This is a genomic window from Shimia sp. R9_1 (genome assembly GCF_017743775.1).
Lineage (GTDB): Bacteria > Pseudomonadota > Alphaproteobacteria > Rhodobacterales > Rhodobacteraceae > Shimia.
In genome coordinates this window covers 212,268-236,233 of the sequence record NZ_JAGHRN010000003.1, presented here as the reverse complement: position 1 = coordinate 236,233, position 23,966 = coordinate 212,268, and the positions used below count along the sequence as shown (strand labels likewise).

General features: G+C 60.7%; 22 protein-coding genes. 12 read left to right on the top strand and 10 right to left on the bottom strand.

What is annotated here, in order from left to right:
- Positions 1 to 2 precede the first annotated feature (2 nt).
- From J7399_RS12120 to purC, 4 genes are all read right to left on the bottom strand, one after another.
- The gene (locus J7399_RS12120) at positions 3 to 1,736 is read right to left on the bottom strand and encodes an ATP-binding protein (RefSeq protein WP_209062550.1); all 1,734 of its coding nucleotides are present in this window, start codon (positions 1,734 to 1,736) and stop codon (positions 3 to 5) included.
- A 66-nt stretch (positions 1,737 to 1,802) separates the two neighbouring features.
- Complete coding sequence (purQ, locus tag J7399_RS12115) at positions 1,803 to 2,471, bottom strand: phosphoribosylformylglycinamidine synthase subunit PurQ (RefSeq protein WP_209086497.1); 669 nt, start codon at positions 2,469 to 2,471, stop codon at positions 1,803 to 1,805.
- Positions 2,471 to 2,701: a phosphoribosylformylglycinamidine synthase subunit PurS gene (purS, locus tag J7399_RS12110; RefSeq protein WP_209086495.1), complete on the bottom strand. Its 231-nt coding sequence runs from the start codon at positions 2,699 to 2,701 to the stop codon at positions 2,471 to 2,473. The genes purQ and purS overlap by 1 nt, the downstream gene beginning before the upstream one ends.
- A gap of 110 nt (positions 2,702 to 2,811) precedes the next feature.
- Positions 2,812 to 3,570 carry a phosphoribosylaminoimidazolesuccinocarboxamide synthase gene (purC, locus tag J7399_RS12105; RefSeq protein ID WP_209062544.1) on the bottom strand — a complete coding sequence of 253 codons (759 nt, stop codon included), beginning with the start codon at positions 3,568 to 3,570 and terminating at the stop codon, positions 2,812 to 2,814.
- Between the two features lie 156 nt (positions 3,571 to 3,726).
- On the opposite strand from purC, the gene J7399_RS12100 reads away from it, so the two are divergent.
- The 3 genes from J7399_RS12100 to bmt all read left to right on the top strand — a co-directional run bounded on the left by J7399_RS12100 (position 3,727) and on the right by bmt (position 7,216).
- Positions 3,727 to 4,041: a DUF1476 domain-containing protein gene (locus tag J7399_RS12100; protein ID WP_209086493.1), complete on the top strand. Its 315-nt coding sequence runs from the start codon at positions 3,727 to 3,729 to the stop codon at positions 4,039 to 4,041.
- Between the two features lie 143 nt (positions 4,042 to 4,184).
- Positions 4,185 to 6,095: a phosphatidylglycerol lysyltransferase domain-containing protein gene (locus tag J7399_RS12095; protein WP_209086492.1), complete on the top strand. Its 1,911-nt coding sequence runs from the start codon at positions 4,185 to 4,187 to the stop codon at positions 6,093 to 6,095.
- Positions 6,096 to 6,193: 98 nt separating this feature from the next.
- The gene (gene bmt, locus J7399_RS12090; protein WP_209078917.1) at positions 6,194 to 7,216 is read left to right on the top strand and encodes a betaine--homocysteine S-methyltransferase; all 1,023 of its coding nucleotides are present in this window, start codon (positions 6,194 to 6,196) and stop codon (positions 7,214 to 7,216) included.
- An 83-nt stretch (positions 7,217 to 7,299) separates the two neighbouring features.
- On the opposite strand, the gene J7399_RS12085 is transcribed toward bmt, so the two are convergent.
- Positions 7,300 to 8,007 carry a TIGR02594 family protein gene (locus J7399_RS12085; RefSeq protein WP_209086490.1) on the bottom strand — a complete coding sequence of 236 codons (708 nt, stop codon included), beginning with the start codon at positions 8,005 to 8,007 and terminating at the stop codon, positions 7,300 to 7,302.
- A 178-nt stretch (positions 8,008 to 8,185) separates the two neighbouring features.
- Positions 8,186 to 9,256, bottom strand: coding sequence for a PA0069 family radical SAM protein (locus tag J7399_RS12080; RefSeq protein ID WP_247742870.1), 1,071 nt, complete (start codon positions 9,254 to 9,256; stop codon positions 8,186 to 8,188).
- A 232-nt stretch (positions 9,257 to 9,488) separates the two neighbouring features.
- Here J7399_RS12080 and J7399_RS12075 point away from each other — a divergent pair, with 232 nt between their 5' ends.
- From J7399_RS12075 to J7399_RS12060, 4 genes are all read left to right on the top strand, one after another.
- Positions 9,489 to 10,190, top strand: coding sequence for a B12-binding domain-containing protein (locus tag J7399_RS12075; RefSeq protein WP_209062531.1), 702 nt, complete (start codon positions 9,489 to 9,491; stop codon positions 10,188 to 10,190).
- Between the two features lie 204 nt (positions 10,191 to 10,394).
- Positions 10,395 to 11,087: a class I SAM-dependent methyltransferase gene (locus tag J7399_RS12070; RefSeq protein ID WP_209086486.1), complete on the top strand. Its 693-nt coding sequence runs from the start codon at positions 10,395 to 10,397 to the stop codon at positions 11,085 to 11,087.
- 20 nt (positions 11,088 to 11,107) lie between these two features.
- The gene (locus J7399_RS12065; protein ID WP_209086484.1) at positions 11,108 to 11,785 is read left to right on the top strand and encodes a DUF1638 domain-containing protein; all 678 of its coding nucleotides are present in this window, start codon (positions 11,108 to 11,110) and stop codon (positions 11,783 to 11,785) included.
- A 130-nt stretch (positions 11,786 to 11,915) separates the two neighbouring features.
- A complete protein-coding gene (locus J7399_RS12060) occupies positions 11,916 to 12,419 on the top strand; it encodes a hypothetical protein (protein WP_209086482.1) in 504 nt (167 codons plus the stop codon).
- 284 nt (positions 12,420 to 12,703) lie between these two features.
- Here J7399_RS12060 and J7399_RS12055 read toward each other — a convergent pair whose 3' ends face one another.
- Positions 12,704 to 13,327: an XRE family transcriptional regulator gene (locus tag J7399_RS12055; protein WP_209062522.1), complete on the bottom strand. Its 624-nt coding sequence runs from the start codon at positions 13,325 to 13,327 to the stop codon at positions 12,704 to 12,706.
- Between the two features lie 86 nt (positions 13,328 to 13,413).
- Between J7399_RS12055 and J7399_RS12050 the strand changes: the two genes are divergently transcribed.
- The 3 genes from J7399_RS12050 (at position 13,414) to J7399_RS12040 (ending at position 16,987) form a co-directional block, all read left to right on the top strand.
- The gene (locus J7399_RS12050) at positions 13,414 to 14,961 is read left to right on the top strand and encodes a class I adenylate-forming enzyme family protein (RefSeq protein ID WP_209086480.1); all 1,548 of its coding nucleotides are present in this window, start codon (positions 13,414 to 13,416) and stop codon (positions 14,959 to 14,961) included.
- Positions 14,958 to 15,599, top strand: coding sequence for a DsbA family oxidoreductase (locus J7399_RS12045; protein ID WP_209062518.1), 642 nt, complete (start codon positions 14,958 to 14,960; stop codon positions 15,597 to 15,599). The genes J7399_RS12050 and J7399_RS12045 overlap by 4 nt, the downstream gene beginning before the upstream one ends.
- Before the next feature lie 179 nt (positions 15,600 to 15,778).
- The gene (locus J7399_RS12040) at positions 15,779 to 16,987 is read left to right on the top strand and encodes a multidrug effflux MFS transporter (RefSeq protein ID WP_247742869.1); all 1,209 of its coding nucleotides are present in this window, start codon (positions 15,779 to 15,781) and stop codon (positions 16,985 to 16,987) included.
- A 163-nt stretch (positions 16,988 to 17,150) separates the two neighbouring features.
- On the opposite strand, the gene mfd is transcribed toward J7399_RS12040, so the two are convergent.
- On the bottom strand, positions 17,151 to 20,618 hold the full coding sequence (gene mfd / locus J7399_RS12035; RefSeq protein WP_209086478.1) for a transcription-repair coupling factor: 3,468 nt from the start codon (positions 20,616 to 20,618) through the stop codon (positions 17,151 to 17,153).
- 38 nt (positions 20,619 to 20,656) lie between these two features.
- Positions 20,657 to 21,190: a component of SufBCD complex gene (locus J7399_RS12030; protein ID WP_348539461.1), complete on the bottom strand. Its 534-nt coding sequence runs from the start codon at positions 21,188 to 21,190 to the stop codon at positions 20,657 to 20,659.
- Between the two features lie 107 nt (positions 21,191 to 21,297).
- Here J7399_RS12030 and hemB point away from each other — a divergent pair, with 107 nt between their 5' ends.
- Together hemB and J7399_RS12020 are read left to right on the top strand one after the other, a co-directional pair.
- Entirely contained in the window at positions 21,298 to 22,293 is a 996-nt protein-coding gene (gene hemB, locus J7399_RS12025; protein WP_209086475.1) for a porphobilinogen synthase, read from the top strand.
- A gap of 105 nt (positions 22,294 to 22,398) precedes the next feature.
- Positions 22,399 to 22,959, top strand: coding sequence for a YSC84-related protein (locus J7399_RS12020; protein ID WP_209086473.1), 561 nt, complete (start codon positions 22,399 to 22,401; stop codon positions 22,957 to 22,959).
- A gap of 68 nt (positions 22,960 to 23,027) precedes the next feature.
- On the opposite strand, the gene J7399_RS12015 is transcribed toward J7399_RS12020, so the two are convergent.
- The gene (locus tag J7399_RS12015) at positions 23,028 to 23,900 is read right to left on the bottom strand and encodes an NAD(P)-dependent oxidoreductase (protein WP_209086470.1); all 873 of its coding nucleotides are present in this window, start codon (positions 23,898 to 23,900) and stop codon (positions 23,028 to 23,030) included.
- Between the last annotated feature and the right edge of the window lie 66 nt (positions 23,901 to 23,966).

The following is a 23,966-nucleotide window of genomic DNA, read 5'->3' as shown; positions in this document are numbered from 1 at the left end:
GTTCACTCCGCTGCTTCTATATCTTCATTTAAGATAGGGAGTTGTACTTCAAATACAGCCCCCCGTGTCTCGCCATTGCGCGCTGTAAGCCGCCCGCCAAGGTCATTCACGATGCCCGAAGAGATCGCGAGACCCAGCCCGACACCGTCTCCCGGTTGCTTGGTGGTAAAGAACGGCTCAAACAAGCTGTCGAGGTCTTCGATCCCCGGCCCGTTGTCCCGCACTGTCAGCGTCGCCGTTTCTCCAACCGCCAAAAGCACCTCGATTTCCGGATCAGACACCGACTCCGTCGCGTCCAGCGCATTGCGCAAGAGGTTGATCATCACCTGCTCAATCCGCACCCGGTCGCCCATCACCTTGACGGTTTCTGAGGGCACAATCTTGCTGATCTGCACCTGACGCTGGCGCAGCTGCGGCTCCATCATCGACAGGGCGGAAGCCACCGCATCCCCCATATCGACCGCATGCAGCTCATCCCCGCCTTTGCGGGCATAGGATTTCAGCTGCTTGGTGATCGACCCCATCCGGGAAATCAGATCGTCAATCCGCTGAAACGAGGTCAGCGCCTCTTCCGGGCGATTGCGCTGCACTAGAAGACGCGCGCCCGCCAGATAGGTCTTCATCGCCGCCAGCGGCTGGTTCAGCTCATGGCTCACTGCCGCTGACATTTCGCCAAGCGCGGCCAGTTTGGAGCTCTGCGCGAGGCTTTGCTCCGCCACCTCAAGGCTCAACTGCATGCGCTCGCGTTCTGCAATCTCGCGCTGCAAACGCTGGTTCAACCGACGCAGCTCCACGCTTTCGCGCTGGAAAAACACCATGCGAGAGGCGCTCTTGCGCCCCAGCACGTAAAACGCCACGGCCAGCAGGATCGCAAAGCCCATGATCTCCAGCGCCAGAACCGCATTCACCTTTTCCCGCACACTGGCATAGGTGGTGAAGCTCGCCATCTGCCAGCCGCGGAATGGAATGCGCGCGCCCATGCGCATCACCGCTTCCCCTTGCAGATAGGCATCCGCGGGCACTTGCGTCCAATCAGAGGTCACTTTGATGGCGCGTTCAATCGCCCCAAGCGCAGGCTGACGCGCCAGCGCTTCTTCCTCGGTCGCCCCGCGCCAACGCGGCTCGCTGGCAAGGATGATCACGCCTTCGCTGTCAGTCACCAGCACCGCATCGGAAATCCCGGCCCAGGCCCGCTCAAACTTGTGCAGATCAACCTCTACGGCAATCACACCCAGGGTCTCCCCCTGGCTTTCCAACCGGCGCGAATAGATGAAACGATAGGCCCCGGTCTCTTCACGAGCAGTGGTAAACAGCGTTGCGTTGGAGCGCAGCGCGTTGATGAAAAACTGCTGATCGCGATAAAGCGTGCCAAGCCGCGTGCGATCTGTGGCCGCCACCGTGCGCCCGCTTTCATCCAGAAGCAAAAGCGAGGCCGCGCCGATCTCGTCAACAAAGCTGATCAGGCGCGCGGTCGAGCTGGAAAAGTCCTGTGATTCCAAAGCGCCGATCAGCTCAGGGTCTTTTGCCAAAAGCTGCGGCACAATCGCGTTGCGGCGCAGCTCGCTCAGCAAGTTACCGGAATAGAGCGCCAGACGTAGCTCCGCACGGTTGCGCGTGTTTTCCGTAAACCGGTCTGTCAGGAAGCTGTTGGTGATCCAGATCGTGGCTGCCGCAACCACAACAATAATGATCAGAGCAAAACGCGCTCGCCACCCGCTGGGGGTGGCAGGCGCCATGTCATATGATCGAGAAGTCGGCAGCGTCATTGCTCAACATTACGCTGCTCAACTCTTAGCCTCAAGTCAGGCAAGCATGAACTGATCCGCCAACGCGCGGAACATTGCCACCCCGTCGGTGCCGCCATGGCCGATATCCGCCGCCCGCTCCGGGTGCGGCATCATGCCAAGCACGCGCCGGTTCTTGCTGACCACACCTGCAATATCCGCAACCGAGCCATTCGGGTTGTCGGTGTAGGTGAAAGCAATGCGGTCTTCCGCCTGAAGTTCCGCAAGCTTTTCATCCGTCACGAAATAATTACCATCATGGTGGGCAATCGGCACGTTCACCACGTCGCCTTTGCTGTAACCGGATGTGAAGGCCGTGTCCGCGGAGGCCACGTTCAGACCAACCGTGCGGCAGATGTATTTCAGCCCGGCATTGCGACGCAGCGCGCCCGGCAGCAGGCCGGTTTCGGTCAGGATCTGAAAGCCGTTGCACACCCCAAGCGCATAGCCGCCGCGCTCGGCGTGCTGGATCAGGGATTGGCAGATCGGAGAGTTGGCCGCAATCGCGCCACAGCGCAGATAGTCACCAAAGCTGAAGCCGCCCGGCACACCCACGATGTCGATGCCCTCGGGCAATGCGGTGTCCTTGTGCCACACCATGGTGACATCGGCACCGGCCTGCTCAAACGCCACCGCGAGATCGCGGTCACAGTTGGAGCCAGGAAAAACAATGACCGCCGCTTTCATCAGCCCATCTCCACCTGGTAGCTTTCGATCACCGTGTTGGCGAGCAGCTTTTCGCACATCTCGTTCACGGTGGCTTCGGTGGTGCCTTCCGCCAGATCCAACTCGATCACCTTGCCCTGACGCACACCATCCACGCCATCAAACCCAAGGCTGCCAAGCGCGTGGCGCACGGCCTCGCCTTGCGGGTCCAGAACACCGTTTTTCAACATGACGTATACGCGGGCTTTCATTAGCGGTCTCTCCTGTGGGGCAGATCATCACGGGCCTTTCCCGTTTCATCCTGCCGAAATTTCTCATGTCCGGCGCCCGCAACCGGACGCAGGCGCCTCAGCTTGGGATCTCAGTTCACCAAAGTCGGCTTTTGCGGTCCGGTGCCCTTCGGCATCACACCCAAACGGCGCGCGACTTCTGCATAGGCATCGGTCAGATTGCCCAGATCGCGGCGGAACACGTCTTTGTCGAGCTTGCGCCCGGTCTCGATGTCCCACAGGCGGCAGCTGTCCGGGCTGATCTCATCAGCCACCACAAGGCGCTGGAAATCCCCTTCATAAACACGGCCGATCTCGATCTTGAAATCCACCAGACGGATGCCGACGCCATACATCACGCCGCTGAGGTAGTCATTCACCCGCAGCGCAAGGCCCAGAATGTCGTCCATGTCCTGCTGGCTGGCCCAGCCAAAGGCCGCGATGTGCTCTTCGCTCACCAGCGGATCGCCAAGACTGTCGTCCTTGAAGCAATATTCCACAATCGGGCGTGGCAGCTGCGTGCCTTCCTCGATGCCCAGACGCTTGCTCATGGAGCCTGCGGCAAAATTGCGCACGATCACTTCCAGCGGGATGATCTCACAGTTGCGCACCAGCTGCTCACGCATATTGAGGCGCTTCATAAAGTGGGTCGGCACGCCAATCTGGCCCAGACCGGTCATGAAATACTCGCTCAGGCGGTTGTTCAGCACGCCTTTGCCGTCAATCACGTCTTTCTTTTCAGCGTTGAACGCGGTGGCATCGTCTTTGAAGTATTGCACAATCGTGCCCGGCTCAGGCCCTTCAAACAGGATTTTTGCTTTGCCTTCGTAGATTTTTTTGCCGCGTGCCATCGCTAGACCCTCTTTTTCCGAGAATGAGTCCCGGATTCAGCCGCCCTCATACTGGAAGGGGTGGATTGTCGCAAGCGTGCCAAGTGCTCTTGCGCTTATCTCACGCGATGCGCATATAATCTGTGCATCAGTTGAGACTTATAGGGAAAGTCATCCATGACCACATTTGATGATCGTGAAGCCGCCTTTGAGGCCAAATTCGCACACGATGAAGAAATCAAATTCAAGGCAGAGGCCCGCGCCAACAAGCTCTTGGGGCTCTGGGCAGCTGATTTGCAGGACAAATTTGGCGAAGACGCCGAAGCCTATGCGCTCACTGTGATCCGTGCAGACTTCGAAGAAGCCGGCCATGACGACGTGATCCGCAAAGTGGCCGCTGATCTGGAAGGCATCGTTGATGAGGCCGCCATTCGCGCAAAACGCCGCGAATGCCTTGCCAAAGCGCAAGACGAGTTGATGAACGAAGCCTGATACACCGTATCAGAGCACGCAAGGCGCGCAGGACAACCTGCGCGTTTTTTTATGTCCAATTGAAGACGTTAAGCCCGCAGAAACCCTCTTTCCTGTAGCGCTGGGTAGGTGGATTTAAAATTTTTGGGGCGGGAAACTTTACGATGACGCGTTTTTCAGCTGTTGGGAAAGTGCTGCGGCACATCTGGCCTTTTGCACTTGGCGCAGCCTGTTGCTTGATTCTTGCAAGACAACTCAATGGTTTGGACCTTTCCGCGCTCTGGGCGGCGGTCATGGGCGTGTCCACGCTGCAATGGGCGCTTGCGATTGGCGCCACCATCGTCAGTTTTCTCGCCGTGGCGCGCTATGATGTGATTGCACAGCGTCACTTCCAGATACAGCGCGCCTCAACCGAGACCATGGCCATTGGCGCCACTGCGATTGGTTTGGGCCAAACCCTTGGCGCTGGTGCAGTTGTGGGTGCCTTTGTGCGCTGGCGCATGACCCCGGATCTGTCGCTGAAAGATTCCGCGCGCATCACGGCCTTTGTCACCGTCACCTTTATGGCAGCGCTTGCTGTGACCATCGCGCTCGCCGCGCTGACCCTGCCAACCCCGCATATCCCGGCCCTGATGCCCTATTGCATCCTGACCGTGGCGCTGGGGCTTGCGGTTGTGGCCTTTGTGTTTCCGGTTCTGGCCCGTCAGGGCCGCGTGTTCAGCCTGCCCACGGTTTCCGCCATGTTCAGCCTGCTGTGCCTCTGCTTGCTCGACACCGTGTTTGCCGGTCTGGCGCTCTATGTCTTGCTGCCGCCAGAGATCACCATCGGCTTTGCAACCCTCATGCCGGTCTTCCTGATCGCTCTGGGCGCGGCGATTTTCTCCGGCACCCCCGGTGGCGTTGGCCCCTTTGAGCTCACCTTGCTGGCCCTGCTGCCACATCAGCCGGAGCCCGCCCTGCTGGGCGCTGTTCTGGCGTTTCGTGCAATTTACTACGCGCTGCCTGCGATGATCGCAGGTCTGGTCTTCATGCGTCACCTGCTGCGCCCGCGCCCTGCCCGCGCCCCGCGCCACATGCGCGCCTTCCGGCCGCTGGAGGACGCCCCGCTGTCCCCAATCAGCCGCGCCGAGCTAGGCGTGATCCGTCAAAACGGCGGCGCGCTTCTGTCTTGTGATGCGGGCCGCTACGGCACCGTGCGCACCGGCCAGACCCTTGTGGCCCTGTTTGACCCCATCGAAGGCGATGCCAACACATTGGCCCGCCCCCTGCGTCAGGCCGCCCGCGCGCAAAACCGCATCGCCTGCAAATACAAAATCTCCGCCCGCCAGGCTGTGCGCGCCCGCGCCGCTGGCTGGGCTGTGATGCATGTCTCTGATGAGGCCATCCTGCGCCCCGCAGATCACAGCACCGACGGCTCAACCTATCGCCAGCTGCGCCGCAAGCTGCGTCAGGCCGAGAAAGCCGGCGTCACCGTCTCTGCCTCCCGCACCCGGCTGCCGCTGACCGATATGGCCCGCGTCTCTGCTGCATGGGAAGCGCGCAACGGCGTGCCGCGCGGTCTGACCATGGGCCGCTTCGATGACCTCTATGTGGGCCATCAAAAGGTCTTCCTCGCTTATCAGGAGGCCCGCCTCGTGGGCTTCGTCAGCTTCCATGCCACCGCCCATGAGTGGTGTCTGGATCTGATGCGCGTGCTGCCTGACGCGCCGGACGGCACCATGCACCTGCTTGTGCAGACCGCCATTGAAGCCGCCGCCGAGCTGAACGTGGACAGCCTCTCTCTCGCCGCTGCTCCAGCGTTGGCAACCGGCCGCACACGGCTTGAGCGCTTCCTGCGCACCAAACATTTCAAACATGGTGGCGGCGCGGGCCTGCGTCAGTTCAAGGCCTGTTTCGCCCCGCGCTGGCAGCCGCTCTTCATGGCAGCCCCCGGCCCGATGCAGCTTTGTGTGGCCACGTTGGACATGATCCGCGCGGTCAACCTGCGCAGCGCACCGGCCACGCCAATCGCATGTATGCCTGCAAATCAACCACTTGCGCCGATCCCGCAGCCGGTTATGCAACGCGCCTCATAATTTTCTTGCAGCAAATGAAGTTGTGCTCATGTCAGTGCCATGGCACATGCGCTGAACACAACACGCGCGCGTGATCGACGCGCCGATAGGAGGCACAGATGACAAACGCCCTGTCCAGACTTCTCGAGAAACGCGACTGGCTGATGGCCGACGGCGCCACCGGCACCAACCTGTTCAACATGGGCCTCAGCTCCGGGGACGCGCCAGAACTCTGGAACGCGACCCACCCGCAGAACATCAAGAAGCTCTACAGCCTCGCGGTGGACAACGGCTCAGACATCTTTCTGACCAACTCCTTTGGTGGCAACGCCTCCCGCCTGAAACTGCATGACGCCCAAGGCCGTGTGCGCGAGCTGAACCGACTGGCCGCAGAGATTGGCCGCGAGGTTGCAGACGCCGCCAACCGCCCGGTGATCGTGGCAGGTTCCGTTGGCCCGACCGGCGACATCATGGAACCTGTCGGCTCGCTCAGCCACGCAGACGCGGTGGAGATGTTTCACGAGCAGGCCGAAGGCCTGAAAGAAGGCGGCGCAGATGTGCTCTGGCTGGAAACCATTTCGGCCCCTGAAGAGTATAAGGCCGCAGCCGAAGCCTTCGCGCTGGCGGATATGCCTTGGTGTGGCACCATGAGCTTTGACACCGCTGGCCGCACCATGATGGGTATGACCTCCGCGGATATGGTCCAGATGGTCAATGGCCTGCCAAATGCGCCCATCGGCTTTGGGGCAAACTGCGGCGTCGGCGCAGCAGACCTTCTGCGCACCGTGCTGGGGTTCTCCGCACAAGGCACCGAAACCCCGATCATCGCCAAGGGCAACGCGGGCATCCCTAAATACCACGACGGCCACATCCACTATGACGGCACACCAGAACTGATGGCAGAATATGCCGTGATGGCGCGCGACTGTGGCGCAACCATCATTGGCGGCTGCTGTGGCACCATGCCAGAGCACCTGAGCGCGATGCGCAAGGCGCTGGAAACCCGCCCACGCGGTGCCCGCCCGTCGCTGGAGCAGGTGACCGAAGTGCTTGGCGGCTTTTCGTCCGCAACCGATGGCACCGGTGATGACGCCGAGGCACCGGCACGTGAGCGCCGCGGCCGCCGCCGTCGCAGCGCCTAAGACCTGCCTTCACATCAAAATCCAAAAGCCCGGCCTGCGCCGGGCTTTTTTGTTTCGCTCGCTTTCACAAACAAGACGCCGGATCAGGATTCGTCGCCATCCGTGTCCTGCACACCAGAGCCGCCCTGCAGCGTCACGCCACTCTGTGACGGACCGGTCAGCGGCCAACGCGCGCCAAGCACACGGTTGCGTGGAAAGCGGCGGATGTTCACCGCATTGCTCTGGTTCCCGCCAAGGCAATGCACATGGGTCGCATCCTCGCCCGCATAAAAGCCCACATGGCCTTTCCACGACGCCCGGCTCTCGCGCCAGAACACAATCACCGCGCCAAGCTGAGGCTCACATTCCTCGCCAAAGCTCATCCATTTGCGCGCACCCAGCGGGTTGTTGGGCAGAGCTTCGGCAGGCATGGTCGAGCCGATACAATGGGCCACAAACAACCCACACCAAGGTACGTCATCTCCGGCGTAGTCAATGTCCAGATCCGCCGCCATATCCATGATCACAGGGTTGTTGCCCGGCCCGGCCACTTCACGTGTGCCCATCAGCCGGTTGGCCTCATCAAACCACGGCAGCGAGTCAAAGCTCGGCACCGTGCCGCCCGTGGCCTCACCAAACAACGCATCATAGGTCAGCGGCCCGACAATGCCATCCGGCACAAGCCCTTTTGACTGCTGAAAATTCTTGATTGCCCCGATGGTCATCCGTCCCCGGATGCCGTCCACCGGCCCTGGGTTAAACCCCAGCAAAATCAAACGCTTCTGAACCTTAATCCAATCACGTGGAGTCATCGAAATACTCCCTTTAACCAATCACTAAATCAATCGGCACAACCGCGTGCCCTGCCGCCATCCTACCACAAAACGCGCATAGACTGAACCAAGCCCGCGTCCGGCGTCTTAACCTTGCCTGAAAGCTTCTATTGTACGGCGCCCATGAAGACTCCGCGACAAGTGCCTGAAACGCCGCTTAAAACAAGGCGAGCTGCCCGCCGCGCGCCAGAGGCACCGCAAACAAATCCGTTCTCAGGGCGGGCAGATCACGGGCCAGCCCCAACCACTTACGCGCCGCCTCAAACCGCTGCGCCACCATCTCCGCGTAGACGCCTTCGCCCCGCATGCGCTTGCCCCAATCCGCCGCGTAGACCTCGCCCCCGTGCATCTCCCGCACCCGCGCCATGACCTTCGCCGCCCGCTGCGGGAACGCCTCCTTGAGCCATTCCTCAAAGAGCGGTGCCACCTCGCGCGGCAGACGCAGCATCACCCAGCTCGCCGCCTTGGCCCCGGCTTCGCCCCCCGCCGTCAACAAGGCCTCAACCTCATGGTCACTCAGCCCCGGCACCACCGGCGCCAGCATCACCCGCACCGGAACGCCCGCCGCGCTCAACTTGCGAATCATCTCCACCCGCCGCGCAGGCACTGGGCAACGCGGCTCCATCGCGCGCGACAACCCCGCATCCATGGTGGTCAGCGAAATCCCGACCTGCGCCAACCCTTTTTCTGCCATACGCGCCAATATATCTATGTCGCGCTCAATCAATGTGCCTTTGGTGACAATCGCCACCGGATGATTGTACCGCTCCAGAACCTCCAAGGTCGCCCGCATGATCCGGTAGCGCCGTTCAATCGGCTGATAGGGATCGGTGTTGGTCCCGATCGCCATCACCTCTGCCTTATAGGATGTCTTGGAGAGCTCCCGCTCCAGAACCTCCGCCGCCTTTGGCCGCGCCACCAGCTTGCTTTCAAAATCCAGCCCCGGCGACAGCCCCAGATAGGCATGTGTCGGCCGTGCAAAACAATAGACACAGCCATGCTCACAGCCGCGATACGGATTGAGCGACCGGTCAAAGGAAATATCCGGGGATTGGTTGCGCGTGATCACGCAGCGCGGGCTCTCCTCACTCACCTCAGTGACAAAGCTGCGCCGCTCTTCTTCGATATCCCACCCATCGGTCACCTCCTCGCGTACCGGCTCATATCGGCTCGCGTGATTGCTCAACGCACCACGGGCGCGCCGCCGCTTCGGGTCGATTTTGGGCATCTCATCCTGGGACATGCCCTCAATTTAGAACAAAAAGAGAACATACACAACAAACCCCATGATCTGGATGAAAAACTTTCATCGCACAGGCCAATTTTGCCGCTACACGTCGCACGAGGCTTTGGCTATGTCGTTAATCAGACAGTCTGTCGCAGCAAAAAGAACGACACCTGAAAATCAGAGAGCAACCGGCGCCCCGATGAGGGCCACGCCAAGGTATGGGAGAACGCGCATGTCAGAAGAAGAAGACATCATCCTGTCCGAGCTGGACGACGAGGAACTTGTCCAGCAGATGTTTGACGACCTCTACGATGGTCTCAAAGAGGAAATCGAAGAAGGTGTGAACATTCTTCTGGAGCGCGGCTGGGCCCCCTACCGCATCCTGACAGAAGCCCTCGTGGGCGGCATGACCATCGTGGGCGCAGACTTCCGCGACGGTATCCTGTTTGTGCCAGAAGTGCTGCTGGCGGCCAACGCCATGAAAGGCGGCATGGCCATCCTGAAACCGCTGCTGGCAGAAACCGGCGCCCCACGCATGGGCTCCATGGTGATCGGCACGGTCAAAGGCGACATCCACGACATCGGCAAAAACCTCGTTTCCATGATGATGGAAGGCGCAGGCTTTGAAGTTGTGGATCTGGGCATCAACAACCCGGTAGAAAACTACATCGAAGCTCTGGAAGAGCACAAACCAGACATCCTCGGCATGTCTGCGCTGCTCACCACCACCATGCCTTACATGAAGGTCGTGATCGACTCGATGGTCGAGCAAGGCCTGCGTGACGAATACATCGTTCTGGTTGGCGGCGCGCCACTGAACGAAGAGTTCGGCAAAGCCATTGGCGCAGACGGCTACTGCCGCGACGCTGCTGTGGCCGTGGAAATGGCAAAAGACTTCGTTTCGCGCAAGCACAACCAGATGTCTGCCGGCTAACACAGCCAAGTCACACTCCCCTTCCGCGGAAGCGGACTTGGCCCGCCCTTATCAGGCGGGCCTTTTTGTAACATGCGCCAGGTTTTGCCTGTTTTTGCCTGTGCGCTCCACTCAAAACCAAACCATCATTTTTTGCCGCTGATCCCCCAGAGACGCCGCGAACAAGTGATTAGTCTCAAACGCAAAATGCGATAAGGTGCGCGCATGTCCGGTCTCTATTCTCCCGATCTCGCCCGCATTCACGCCGAAGGCCACACCGCAACCTTTGCCGAAGCCTTTGACTGGCTGGTGGCAGAAATTTCCGGCGGCCCGGCACCTGCGCAGCTCTTTGATGTGGGCTGTGGCGACGGCACCTGGCTTGCGGCCGCACAGGCGCGCGGGCTGACTGGTGCGGGCATCGATCTCTCCCCCGCCTTTGTCGATCTGGCGCGCAGCCGCGGACTTGACGTCACCAAAGGCAATGCCGCCAGCGTAGAGATTCCAGCAGGCACCACGGCGATCACCTGTCTGGGCGAAGTGCTCAGCTACATTGATCCGGAAACCGGCCACGACACACTCTTGCCGCTCGCCCAATCCGCTTTTGAAGCGCTGCCCTCCGGCGGGCGGCTCATTGCTGATCTCATCGGCCACCGTTGCCTGCCACAGGCGACCCGCCAAAGCGGCGAAGACTGGGCGGTGCGTGTCGAAGTCACCGTGGGCGGCGCGCGCCTGACCCGCCGCATTGAAACCCAGGTCGCTGACCGCATCGACTGGGTCACACACCACCAAACCCGCCGCGCACCACAGGCCACCAAATCCGCCCTGGAAAACATCGGCTGGCGCTGCGACATCCTCACCACCTACGGCCCAAGCCCGCTGCTGCCCGGCCGTTTCGCCGTCAAACTGACCAAACCCTGACCCAACCCGCGTCCAAGCCCATGACCCAGCCAGTAACATCGCCAAGTCCGCTTCCCGACGACAGCACCCTCACCGAAACCGGCCTCGCCCCCACCGGCGCAACCGGTCGCGTTCTGCTGCTGGCCTGCGGCGCACTGGCCCGTGAAATCCTCGATCTGATCAAGCGCAACAACTGGTCTCACATGGATCTCACCTGCCTGCCAGCGATCTACCATGTGCACCCCGAAAAAATCGCCCCTGCGGTGCGCGAGGCCGTGGCCAAACACCGCGACACCCATGACCAGATCTTTGTGGTCTACGCCGATTGCGGCACCGGCGGCGGGCTGGCCCAGACCTGCGAAGAGCTAGGGGTGGAGATGATCGCAGGCCCCCATTGCTACAGCTTCTTTGAGGGCAACGACCGCTTTGCCGAACTCGCTGTGGATGAGTTCACCGCTTTCTATCTGACCGATTTTCTGGTGCGCCAGTTTGAGGCCTTTGTCATCAAACCCATGGGTTTGGACCGCCATCCGGAGCTGCGGGACATGTATTTTAGCAATTATGAAAAGCTGGTCTATCAGGCCCAAACCGATGATCCCGCGCTGACCGAAAAAGCCAAAGACTGCGCGGATCGGTTGGGCCTCGCCTTTGAGCGCCGCTTCACGGGCTATGGCGATCTGGAAACCGCGCTGCAAAACCAGAGCAAGAAGCTCACTTAAACCACATGAGCGGCACCGCCTACGCACCTGAAATATATAAGAAAAGTTGCCATTTGCGCGACACCTCTCTAAAAGGGCGCGCATGATGAATTGGGCGCATCTTCAAATCTCTGGGTCACGACAGGCTGTCATGGCCGCACTGCTCTGTGCATTGGCAGGCTGTGAAACCACCGGCTCTGGGCGCAGCTCACAGGTCACCAGACTTGGCGAGTATGATGTCGCTTACACCGAGCTCAACGATGTGGAGGTCGGCAACACCGGCCCCCTCACGCCGCTGCTGTTCACATACACCTATGCCGGTCGCACGCCCATCAATGGCGTAACCGAGTCAGACCTCAAGCGCGAGGCCAAACGGCTTGGTCTGGACATGAAAACCATGCGCATCATCTACGGCGCCAATCCCTACAAGGGCGTGGATGGCACGCTGCATGTCTGCACAGTCGACGCCATCCGCCAGCGTCTGTGCAAAGCCGCCCCGACCTTGCCGCTGCAGGCCCGCATCGACTACGCCAAAGCCCTTCTGGACAAAGACAGGGCCTGCGACTGGACAGGCTTTGACGCGGCCTACAACAAATCCGCCACCTTCTCGCTTGGCGGTGATGATCAGACCCTCAACATCAAAGCCGCCTGCTAAAGTCGTTTGCGCTTTATCTGCCGCCAACGGATCGCCTTTCGCGTTTCCCCGCGCCAAAAGCTTTGCTCCGGAGCCACCCTGTCTGACTTCCGCACGGCCTGTCTGCTGCACGGGCGCAAGATAAATCGCCGAGGGGCCCCGCCATGGGCGGGGAGACAGCTATTTGTCTTGAGGCCGAAAGCAGAGAGGTCAGTGTGTGATCAGACAGGGATGGATCAGGCGCAAAGCGGTTTTGCTCTGGTGAACCTTTCGCCTTTGCGCTCCAACCCAAAGACGCGAGCAGCTCACACCAGCGAGGTCACCCAGAGAATGGTGGCATCCTCATCGCTCACCGAGACCACATTATGGCCCATCGCGCCATCATAGTAGGCGCTGTCGCCCCGGCGCATCTCCACCGGTTCATAATACTCGGTGTAAAGCGTGATCACCCCGGTCAGCACATAGAGGAACTCTTCCCCGTCATGGCGCACCCAGCCGTCAAACTCCTCCATGGAGCGGGCGCGCACCCGCGCCCGATAAGGCAGCATGGCCTTCTTGCGCAGCCCTTCGGCCAGCAACTCGTGCTCATAGGTCGCAGTGACCTGATGCGCGCCTTCGCCGGATTTCACCACCGACATGCGGCCCGTGATTTGGCCTTTCTGCGGCGCGGTGAACAGCTGCGGCACGGAAATTTCCAACCCCACAGCCAGCTTCTTCACCGCGTCATATGTCGGTGACATCTGCCCGTTTTCGATCTTTGACAGGGTCGAGCGCGCCAGCCCCGCCTGATTGGCGGCCTGCTCCAGCGTCCATTTGCGCGCCTTGCGCAGGTCCCGCACACGTTGGCCCAGGTCAAGCGGTTCCACATGATCCTGCTCCCCGTTCTCACGGGCGATGCGGATGAGCGATTTGGGGTCTTTTTCTGTCATGCCAGCGCTTCTAGCGCGCCTGCCCCAAGCTCTGCAACCGCCACGTCGCGCTTGCGCTCCCGTCCCTGCCTGCGTACCCAATCCGCATGACCACGCTGACCACCTCACTTTTTGACCAAGGCCCGCCGCCGCTCTGCCCGCAGGCCTTCAATATGGCCGCCCATGTGCTCGCGCTGGCTGACAGTCTGGCAGATAAACCCGCCCTCGAAGTGATCTCGGAAACCGGCGTGCAAATATGGCGCTACAGCGAGCTGAAATCCGCCATTCTCGGCACCGCCACCGGCCTTCTTGAGGCAGGTCTCACACCCGGGGACCATGTGCTGATGCGTCTTGGCAATACCGTGGATTTCCCCTTTGCCTACCTCGCCGCCATCGCCGTGGATCTGGTGCCCGTGCCCACCTCGACCCAGCTCACGGAGCCTGAAGTCGCCCGCATGATCGACACGCTGGCCCCAGCGGCCGTTCTGCATGATCCAGATGTGCCAACCGCCTCAGCTCCCGCCGCCAAAACACTGACGACGCAAGACCTTTTGCAGATGCGCAGCCTCCCACCCGCGGAGTTTTCACTGGGCGACCCCAACCGCCCCGCCTATATCATCTACACCTCCGGTACCTCCGGCCAACCCCGCGCCGTGCAACATGCGCACCGCGCCATCTGGGCGCGTCAGATGATGCTTGACGGCTGGTACGGCCTGCGCACAGAAGACCGTCTCCTCCATGCCGGCGCGTTCAACTGGACCTTCACATTGGGCACCGGCCTCATGGATCCCTGGACCATTGGCGCCACCGCCCTGATCCCTGCACCAGACACCGCCCCCGCCGCCCTGCCAGACCTGCTGCGGGCGCATCAGGCGACCCTCTTTGCCGCCGCGCCGGGGGTCTACCGCAAGATGCTGGATACGCCCGCGACCCCGGCGCTTCCCGCCCTGCGCCACGGCCTCTGTGCTGGCGAGAAACTCTCCGAGCCGCTGCGGAAGCGCTGGAATGCCGCCACCGGCACCAAACTCTACGAAGCCTTTGGCATGTCTGAGTGCTCCACCTTCATCTCCGCCAGCCCAGAGGCCCCGGCACCGGCAGACACCTTGGGCCAGCCCCAGACCGGCCGCCGCGTTGCGATCCTAACAGACGGCGCGCCCGCACCGCTCGGCACCCCCGGTGTCATCGCGATCCACAGATCCGACCTGGGTCTGATGCTCGGCTATTTTGACGCACCCGACGCCACCGCCGCGCGCTTTGACGGAGAATGGTTTCTCACCGGCGATCTCGGGGCGATGGATGCGCAGGGCCACATCACCTACTTGGGGCGCGCCGATGACATGATGAACGCCGGCGGCTTCCGCGTCTCCCCGCTGGAGGTCGAAGCCGCGCTCCTCAACCACCCGCACATCTCCACATTGGCCGTCACCGATGTCGAGATCAAAGCCGACACACGGGTGATTGCCGCCTTCTATACCGCTGATCACGATCTCGTGGAGGCGGATCTGAAAGCCTTTGCGGCCGCCCGCCTGGCACGCTACAAGCAGCCAAGGCTCTACATCCGCCTGCCGATCCTGCCCACCAATGCAAACGGCAAGCTCAACCGCCGCGCCCTGCGCGCAGATTTTGAAACGCAAACGCTCAAGGCCACACCATGATCAAACTCGACATCATCTCTGACCCGATCTGCCCCTGGTGCTTCATCGGCAAAACCCGTCTTGAGAAAGCGCTTGCAGAGGTCGAAGACCATCCTTTCGTGATCGAATGGCACCCCTTCCAGCTCAACCCGGACATGCCTGACGAAGGCATGGACCGCCGCGAATATCTGGAAACCAAATTTGGCGGCAAGGAAAACGCCGTGCGCGTCTACGGCGAAATCGAACGCCACGCCCGCGAAGAAGGGCTCGACATCGACTTCGCCGCCATGAAGCGCACGCCCAACACCATCAACGCCCACCGCCTGATCCACTGGGCCGGGATTGAGCAGAAACAAAACGCCGTGGTGGATGCACTCTTTGCCGCCTACTTCAACGAAGGCCGCGACATTGGCGACACCGACGTGTTGGCAGACATCGCCGACAGCGCCGGCATGGACGCTGCCATGGTGCGCAAGCTGCTCGACTCTGACGCCGATGTCGATGACATCCGCGCCCGCGATGCCCACAGCCGCAAAATGGGCGTGAACTCGGTGCCAACCTTCATCGTGGCCAACCAGCACGCGGTTCCGGGCGCCCAGCCTGCCGATCTCTGGCTGAAAGTGATCGCGGATCTGAAGGCCCAGACCGCCGCTGAATAACCGTTCATTTTTGATCTTGTGACCCTTCGGGGGCCGCGCTAAGCTCTGCTCTGCGCGCGGCCCATCTGTGCCGCCGTCAAGCCAAGCACAACGCCCAACTGGTGTGGACCCGCTCCGCAGAGACGCACAGCGCCTGCCGAAAGCGCGCCCGCATCACAGGCAAAGCACCGGAGAACGTCATGACCAAAGACTCCCTGCCCATGACGCAGGCCGAATTCATCGCGCTTTGCGCCATGATGTTCTCCACCATTGCTTTCTCGATTGACGCGATGCTGCCCGCGCTGCCTGAAATCGCCAGCGAGCTCAGCCCCGATGCGCCCACCCGCGCCACATTGATCATCACCTCCTTTGTGATGGGCATGGGGCTTGGCACCTTTTTCACCGGCCCGCTGTCAGACCGCTTTGGCCGCAAACCCGTGGTGATTGTTGGTGCGATCTTGTTCTCGATCTGCGCCTTCATCGGCTGGCAAAGCGCAACTTTGGAATGGGTGCTCGCCGCCCGCTTCTTTCAAGGGATCGGTGCCTCCGGTCCGCGCATCGCCACCATGGCAATAGTGCGGGATCTGTTTGCCGGGCGCGAAATGGCCCGCATCATGTCTTTTGCCATGATGATTTTCACACTGGTGCCCGCCTTTGCCCCAGCCCTTGGCATGGTGATCATTGATGTCTCCTCCTGGCGCGGCATCTTTGTGGCCTTCATTGTCTTCTCGGTGATCTCCATGATCTGGATCGGCACCCGCCTGCCGGAATCCCTCGCACCGGAAAACCGCCGCCCCTTCAGCTTTGCCAAGCTGATGGCAGGCGTTCGGGAAATGTGGGCCATCCCCGCGGTGCGCACCTCCATGCTGGTGCAGTCCCTGATCTTCGCCGGACTTTTTGCCATGATCAGCTCCGTGCAACCGATCTATGAGCAAACCTTTGACCGCGCGGATCAATTCCCGTTCTGGTTCGCCGCAGTCGCGCTGTTCTCCGGCACCGCCAGCCTGTTGAACGCAAAACTCGTGATGGTGCTTGGCATGCGCTATCTGGTCACCGTCGCCATCGCCGCACAGGCGGTCTTTGCCATTGTGATGATTGCCGCCAGCGCCTCACCGGACATTGGCGTTCAGTTCATCGCCTTCGTGATCTGGCAAACCGGGCTGTTCTTTTCCATCGGCATGACCATCGGCAATCTCAACGCCATGGCCATGGAGCCGCTTGGCCATATGGCCGGCACCGCCGCCTCGGTCATGGGCGCGATCTCGACCATTCTGGGCGGCCTGCTCGCCACCCCGGTTGGATTGGCTTTTGACGGCACCCCGTTCCCGATGGCCCTCGCGCTCTTTGTCTTTGCGGTGATCAGCTTCGCCATGATGCTGCACATGCGCCGTCAGGAAGCGCTGGCCTAACCCAAGGTGCAGCGGCGGCTTGAGCGCACACAAGCCCGCGTTCTCATTCGGAAAATATCCCGGGGGTGAGCCGCGCCCAACGGCGAACTGGCAGCGCCCAGCACCCTCTGCGGTGGCAGAGACAGCGTCTCTTGTTGCCACCACAGCCGCCCCCGCCAGCCGCCTATTTCGCGGCCTTGGCCTTGGCGCGCTTCTTCTCGTTCACAACCTTCTGGGCCAGATCACGGGCAATCGCAAAAGCCCCTTTGATCTTGTCAGAAGACTTCGCCCAATCGCGCCGCACAACAATCTTGTTGTCTTTGACCTTGGCCAGACCCTTCTGATCCTGAATGAACTCCACCAACCCCTGCGGGGAGGCAAATTTGTCATTGTGGAACTGAATGGTCGCGCCTTTTGGCCCGCCATCAAGCTTGGCAATTCCGGCCTTCTTGCACATCTCCTTGATGCGAACAATGAGCAGCAAGGTATTGACCTCTTTAGGCAATTTTCCAAACCGGTCAATCAGCTCGGCGGCAAAGCCCTCAAGCTCCACCTTGCCCTGCAACCCGCTCAAGCGACGATAGAGCCCAAGGCGCACATCCAGATCCGGCACGTAATTTTCCGGGATCAGCACCGGCACACCCAGATTGATCTGTGGCGCCCATTGGTCATCGCCGTCAGACAACCCTTCCAGCTCCCCGGCTTTGATCTTGGCAATCGCCTCTTCCAGCATCGACTGATAAAGCTCATAGCCCACATCTCGCATCTGCCCGGATTGCTCTTCGCCCAGCAAATTGCCCGCGCCGCGAATGTCCAGATCCTGCGAGGCCAAGGTAAAGCCTGCCCCCAGCGTATCCAGTGATCCAAGCACCCGCAGCCGTTTCTCTGCTGCCGGTGTGAGCTTCGCCCGTGGCTTGGTGGTCAGATAAGCATAGGCCCGCGTCTTTGAGCGCCCAACCCGTCCCCGGATCTGGTAAAGCTGCGCCAGACCAAACATATCGGCGCGGTGCACAATCATCGTGTTGGCCGTCGGGATATCCAGCCCGCTTTCCACAATTGTGGTGGCCAGAAGCACATCATATTTGCCGTCATAAAAGGCGTTCATCCGGTCATCGAGCTCACCTGCCGCCATCTGCCCATGAGCGGTGACAAAGCTCACCTCCGGCACATGATCGCGCAGGAACTCTTCGATCTCCGGCAGATCGCTCACCCGCGGCACCACATAGAAGCTCTGCCCGCCACGGTAATGCTCCCTGAGCAGCGCCTCGCGCACGGTCACCGCATCGAAACTGCTCACATAGGTGCGGATCGCCAAACGGTCCACCGGCGGCGTGCCAATGATCGACAGATCCCGAACGCCTGAGAGGCTCAGCTGCAATGTGCGCGGAATAGGCGTCGCCGTCAGCGTCAGCACATGCACATCGCTGCGCATCTGTTTCAGCCGCTCTTTATGCGCCACACCAAAGTGCTGTTCCTCATCAATGATCAGCAGCCCAAGGTTCTGAAACCGCGTGTTCTTGGCCAGCAACGCATGGGTGCCGACAACAATGTCCACCGTCCCACGGGCCATGCCATCACGGGTTTTCTCCGCCTCTTTTGCGGAAACAAACCGAGACAAGGCTCTGACTTCCAAAGGAAATCCACGGAAGCGCTCTGCAAACCCCTTGGCGTGCTGACGTGCCAGAAGCGTGGTTGGCGCAATCACCGCCACCTGCTGGCCCGACATGGCCGCCACAAAGGCCGCGCGCATCGCCACCTCGGTTTTGCCAAAGCCCACATCGCCACAGACCAACCGGTCCATGGGGCGGCCAGAGGAGAGATCGTCAATCACATCGCCAATCGCACGCAGCTGATCATCGGTCTCCTGATAAGGAAAGCGCGCGGAGAATTCCTCCCAGGCATGATGCTGAGCTTCTAGCACAGGCGCTGAGCGCAGCTCCCGCTCAGCAGCCACCCGGATCAACCGATCCGCCATCTCGCGGATGCGCTCTTTCAGCTTGGCTTTCTTGGCCTGCCAAGCGCCACCACCCAGCCGGTCCAGCAAGCCCTCGTCATGGCCGTATTTCGACAGCAGCTCGATGTTTTCGACCGGCAGGTAAAGCTTTGCGCTTTCGGCATATTCCAGCAGGATGCATTCATGCGCCGCCCCGGCCGCCGTGACCACCTCAAGCCCATGATAGCGCCCGATCCCGTGGTCCACATGCACCACAAGATCCCCGGGGCTCAGCGATTGGGTCTCGGTCAGGAAGTTCTCGGCGCGTTTTTTCTTGCGCGGTGCGCGGATCAGGCGATCACCCAGCACATCCTGCTCGGAAATCACCGTCAGACCGGGGGTCTCAAACCCATGCTCCAGCGCCCAGACCGCCAGATAGAGCCCTGTTTTGCCGATCCGGCTGGCGTCTGTCACCGGAATGGTTTCTGCGAGCCCCTCATCCTCAATGAGGCCACTCAGACGCTCCCGCGCGCCCTCGGAATAGCTCGCCACAACCACAGGACCATCCGGCAACTTCTTGCGAATATGATCCGCCAAGGCCCCGAAAAGGCTCAGGTTTTCCTGCTGCCGCTCTGGTGAGAAATTACGTCCGATGCGCCCGCCCGCATCAATTGTGCCCGGCCCCGACGCCTGCGGCAGGGCCGCAAAATGCAGCATCCGCCGTCCCGCGACCGCCTGATCCCAGGCCTTATCATCCAGATACAGAAGCCCCGGCGGCACCGGCTTATACACCGTGTCGAGCCGCGCCTTCTGCGTCATCGCATGCTGGCGGGTTTCATACTGATCGGCAATCGCCTCCCAACGGGCAAGACGCGCCGCATCTGTCTGATCATCCACAGAAATTGACGCATTAGGCAGATAGTCAAACAGCGTTTCAAGCTCTTCATGAAAGAACGGCAGCCAATGCTCCACACCTTGATGTTTGCGCCCGGCGCTGATCGCCTCATAAAGCGGATCATCTGTGCCCGCCGCACCAAACTCGATACGGTAATTCTGCCGGAACCGCGTGATCGCCGCTTCATCCAGAATGACTTCACTCACCGGCGCCAGCTCAATCGCGTCCAGAGTTTCCGTGGTGCGCTGAGTGGCCGGATCAAACCGCCGCGCTCCATCCAGCACATCGCCAAAGAAATCCAGCCGCACCGGGCCGCTGTCGCCGGGGGGATAAATGTCGATGATGCCGCCCCGAATGGCATAATCGCCCGACTCCATCACCGTGGGCGCTTGGGAAAATCCCATACGCACGAGGAAGTTACGCAGCGCTTCCTCATCCACACGCGCATTCACCTGCGCGCGAAACGCGGCCTCTTTGAGCACATGGCGCGCAGGCACGCGCTGCGTCACCGCATTGAGCGTCGTGAGCAGCACAAACTGCTCCGGCATGCGATGCACCAGCCCTGCCAGCGTCGCCATGCGGGTCGCCGAAATATCAGCATTGGGCGACACCCGGTCATAGGGCAGACAGTCCCACCCCGGAAAGACAATCACCGGCATGTCGGGCTTAAAGAAACTCAGCGCCGCGCGGGTCGCCGCCATGCGCTTGTCATCGCGCGCCACATGGATCACCGGGCCGCCACTTTTGGCCACCTCATTCAAAATGAGCTGGGCATCAAAGCCTTCCGGCGCCCCACCCACAGAGATGTGCTGCGCGTCTTTCATCACTCACGCCTTCATTTTCAATGGATTACACCCCGGTCTTATCCCAGAGGCGACACCAACAAGTTCTGATACATGCCCCATAGAGAGGTCACAAAAATCGAGATCATCCCGACCAGCTGCACCCAGAAACGGTGCCGCGTCAGCCGTTTACGCAGCGTATCACCGTTCAGATCATCGCGCTTGATGTGCCGCGAGGCGCGCACGCTCATCGCAAACACAAGGCTCATGGGCAGCGCAATCAAGAAGACCGCCTGGGCAAACTCAATCGCGTAGCCAAAGCCCAGAACCGCTAATCCGGTGAGCACAAAGCTCACAATCCCCACCAGCCACATGCCGGCAACATCCACCATGTGCAGAATGCGGTTGATATTGATCTGCACCAGCGCGTGGAAATCTTCCTCAAACTGCCCGCCCTTGCGCTTGGCGCGCAGGACCAGATCCCATGGAACGCCCAGCACCCAGTGGCTGGCAGAGGACCAAAACACCGCCAATGCAATCCAGAACCACAGGTTCGAAAAGCTTCGGAAGTCGATGAGTTCTAATACGGTTTGGCTCAGGTCCAAAGTTTTCACTGCCCTTTAAATTTTTAAACGACATACCCTGCCACTGCGGCAATTCCTAGCCTTGAGATGGCGGAATTTCCGTGGCACCTACGGGGCAGCAACACATGGAGCCGATCATGCCCACTTCCCCCGCTGCCTTTCCGACCGCCCGCCTGCGGCGCACCCGCCAATCTGCGGCCGTCCGTGGCCTCGTGCGCGAAAATACGCTCACGGTGGATGATCTGATCTGGCCGGTGTTTGTGCGCGACGGCGAAGGCGTCGAGGAACCTGTGCCCTCCATGCCCGGCGTGATGCGGCGCTCGGTGGACAAGATTGTCGAGGCCGCGCGCGAAGCGGCTGATCTGGGCATCTCGGTGATCTGCCTCTTTCCCTACACCGATCCTGCGCTCAAAACCGAAGACTGCGCCGAGGCCTGGAACCCTGAAAACCTCTCCAACCGCGCCACCCGCGCTATCAAAGCCGCGGTTCCGGAAATCGCCGTGATGACCGACGTTGCGCTGGATCCCTACAACATCCACGGCCATGACGGTTTTGTGGTGGATGGCGAGATCGTCAACGACGCTACCGTGGAGGCGCTGGTGAAGCAGGCGCTCTCTCAGGCAGAGGCCGGTGCAGACATCATTGGCCCTTCTGACATGATGGATGGCCGCATCGGCGCGATCCGCACCGCCCTTGAGGCAGGCGGGCACCACAATGTCATGTTGATGAGCTATGCCGCCAAATATGCCTCCGCCTTTTACGGGCCCTTCCGCGATGCAGTGGGCGCGTCCGGTGCGCTCAAAGGTGACAAAACCACCTATCAGATGGACCCGGCCAACTCAGACGAAGCCCTGCGCCTTGTGGCCCGCGATCTCGATGAAGGCGCCGATATGGTCATGGTGAAGCCCGGCATGCCATATCTCGACATCTGCCGCCGCGTGAAAGACAGCTTTAGCGTGCCCACCTTCGCCTATCAGGTGTCCGGTGAATACGCGATGATCCAGGCCGCCGCGCAAAACGGCTGGATCGACGGGGACCGCGCCATGGTGGAGAGCCTGATGGCCTTCAAACGTGCCGGATGTGACGGGATTTTGACCTATTTTGCCCCCGAAGTGGCCCGCAAAATCGGGTAGAGCTTTGCAGATCTAGTGACATAGGCCTTCAGGCCGTCTATACTGCCGGAAAGCCGGATCAAAACCGGTGAACTGAGCAGACTTCAACAAACACAGGCAAAGACCATGACCAATCTCACCCGACGCGGCTTCGCGCTCACCGGCCTTGCAGCCGCTGGCGTCACCGCTGCATGTGGCAACGGTGTTGGCTCCAATGGCGCAAGCGAAATTGACGCCCGCGCGGATGCAACCCTCAGCTACCTCTATTCCGAATATCCCAACACCACCGACCTGCGCGACAAAGCCGCCGGCATTCTGGTGATGCCGCTGGTCACCGAGGCCGGATTTGGCTTTGGCGGCGGCTACGGCCGCGGCGCCCTGCGCGTGAATGACGTGACCGTGGATTACTACTCTGCCACCAAAGGCAGCGTGGGCCTGCAAATCGGCGCCCAGCAACACGCCCATGTGCTGTTCTTCATGACCGAAGGCGCACTCGCAGATTTCCGCAGCTCCAACGGCTGGGCCGCAGGCGCAGGCGCACAATATGTGGTCGCCAACGAAGCCGGTAACCTGAGTGCCGAAACCACCAACCTGCTCGCCCCGGTGATCGCTGTGATCTTTGGCCAAGCAGGCCTGAAAATCGGCGCCACTCTGGAAGGCATCAAATACAACCGCATCATCCCGTAAGCGGTTTATTTTACAAAGAAAAAGCGCAGGGCACCGCCTGCGCTTTTTTGTTTTCAAGAGGCTAAAAATCAATCCAGCGCGCGCAGGCGCTTGATCAGGCTGGAGGTGTCCCAACGCCCGCCGCCCAGTTTCTGCACGTCTTTGTAAAACTGATCCACAAGCGCTGTAACTGGCAGACTCGCGCCAATCTCATCGCCGGTGGAGAGCACAATGCCCAGATCCTTGCGCATCCAGTCCACCGCAAAACCGTGGTCAAACTCATCGTCAATCATGGTCTCGTAGCGGTTCTGCATCTGCCAGCTGCCCGCCGCGCCACCCGCGATCACATCGACCACCGCGCGGCCATCAAGCCCGGCTTTCTCCGCAAAATGCAGCCCTTCAGACAGCCCCTGCACCAGACCGGCAATACAGATCTGATTGACCATCTTGGTGAGCTGCCCGGCCCCGCTTTCGCCCAGCCGTTTGATCGAGCGCCCATAGGCCTGCATGATCGGCTCCGCCACATCATAGGCCGCCTGATCGCCGCCACACATGATCGACAGAATGCCGTTCTCAGCCCCCGCCTGACCACCAGACACAGGCGCATCGACAAAAGCAATGCCCTGCGCTTTGCCCGCTGTGTAAAGCTCTGCCGTCACTTTGGCCGAAACCGTGGTGTGATCCACAAAGGTGCTGCCCTCAGACATGCCCGCAAAAGCACCGTCATCGCCAAGGCAAACCGAGCGCAGATCGTCATCATTGCCCACACAGCACATCACAAATTCTGCACCGGCAACCGCCTCGCGCGGGTTCGCCGCAAATCCGGCCCCATATTCCTTGGCCCAGGCCTCCGCCTTGGCGGTGGTACGGTTGTAAACCGTCACCTCATGGCCCTCTTTCACCAGATATCCGGCCATCGGATACCCCATCACTCCCAAGCCCAAAAACGCAACTTTTGCCATCGGCTTTCCCCTTGCTTTCATTCGTCGTAATACTTGTCTCGCCTGCGCAAGCAGAAGGCAAGGACT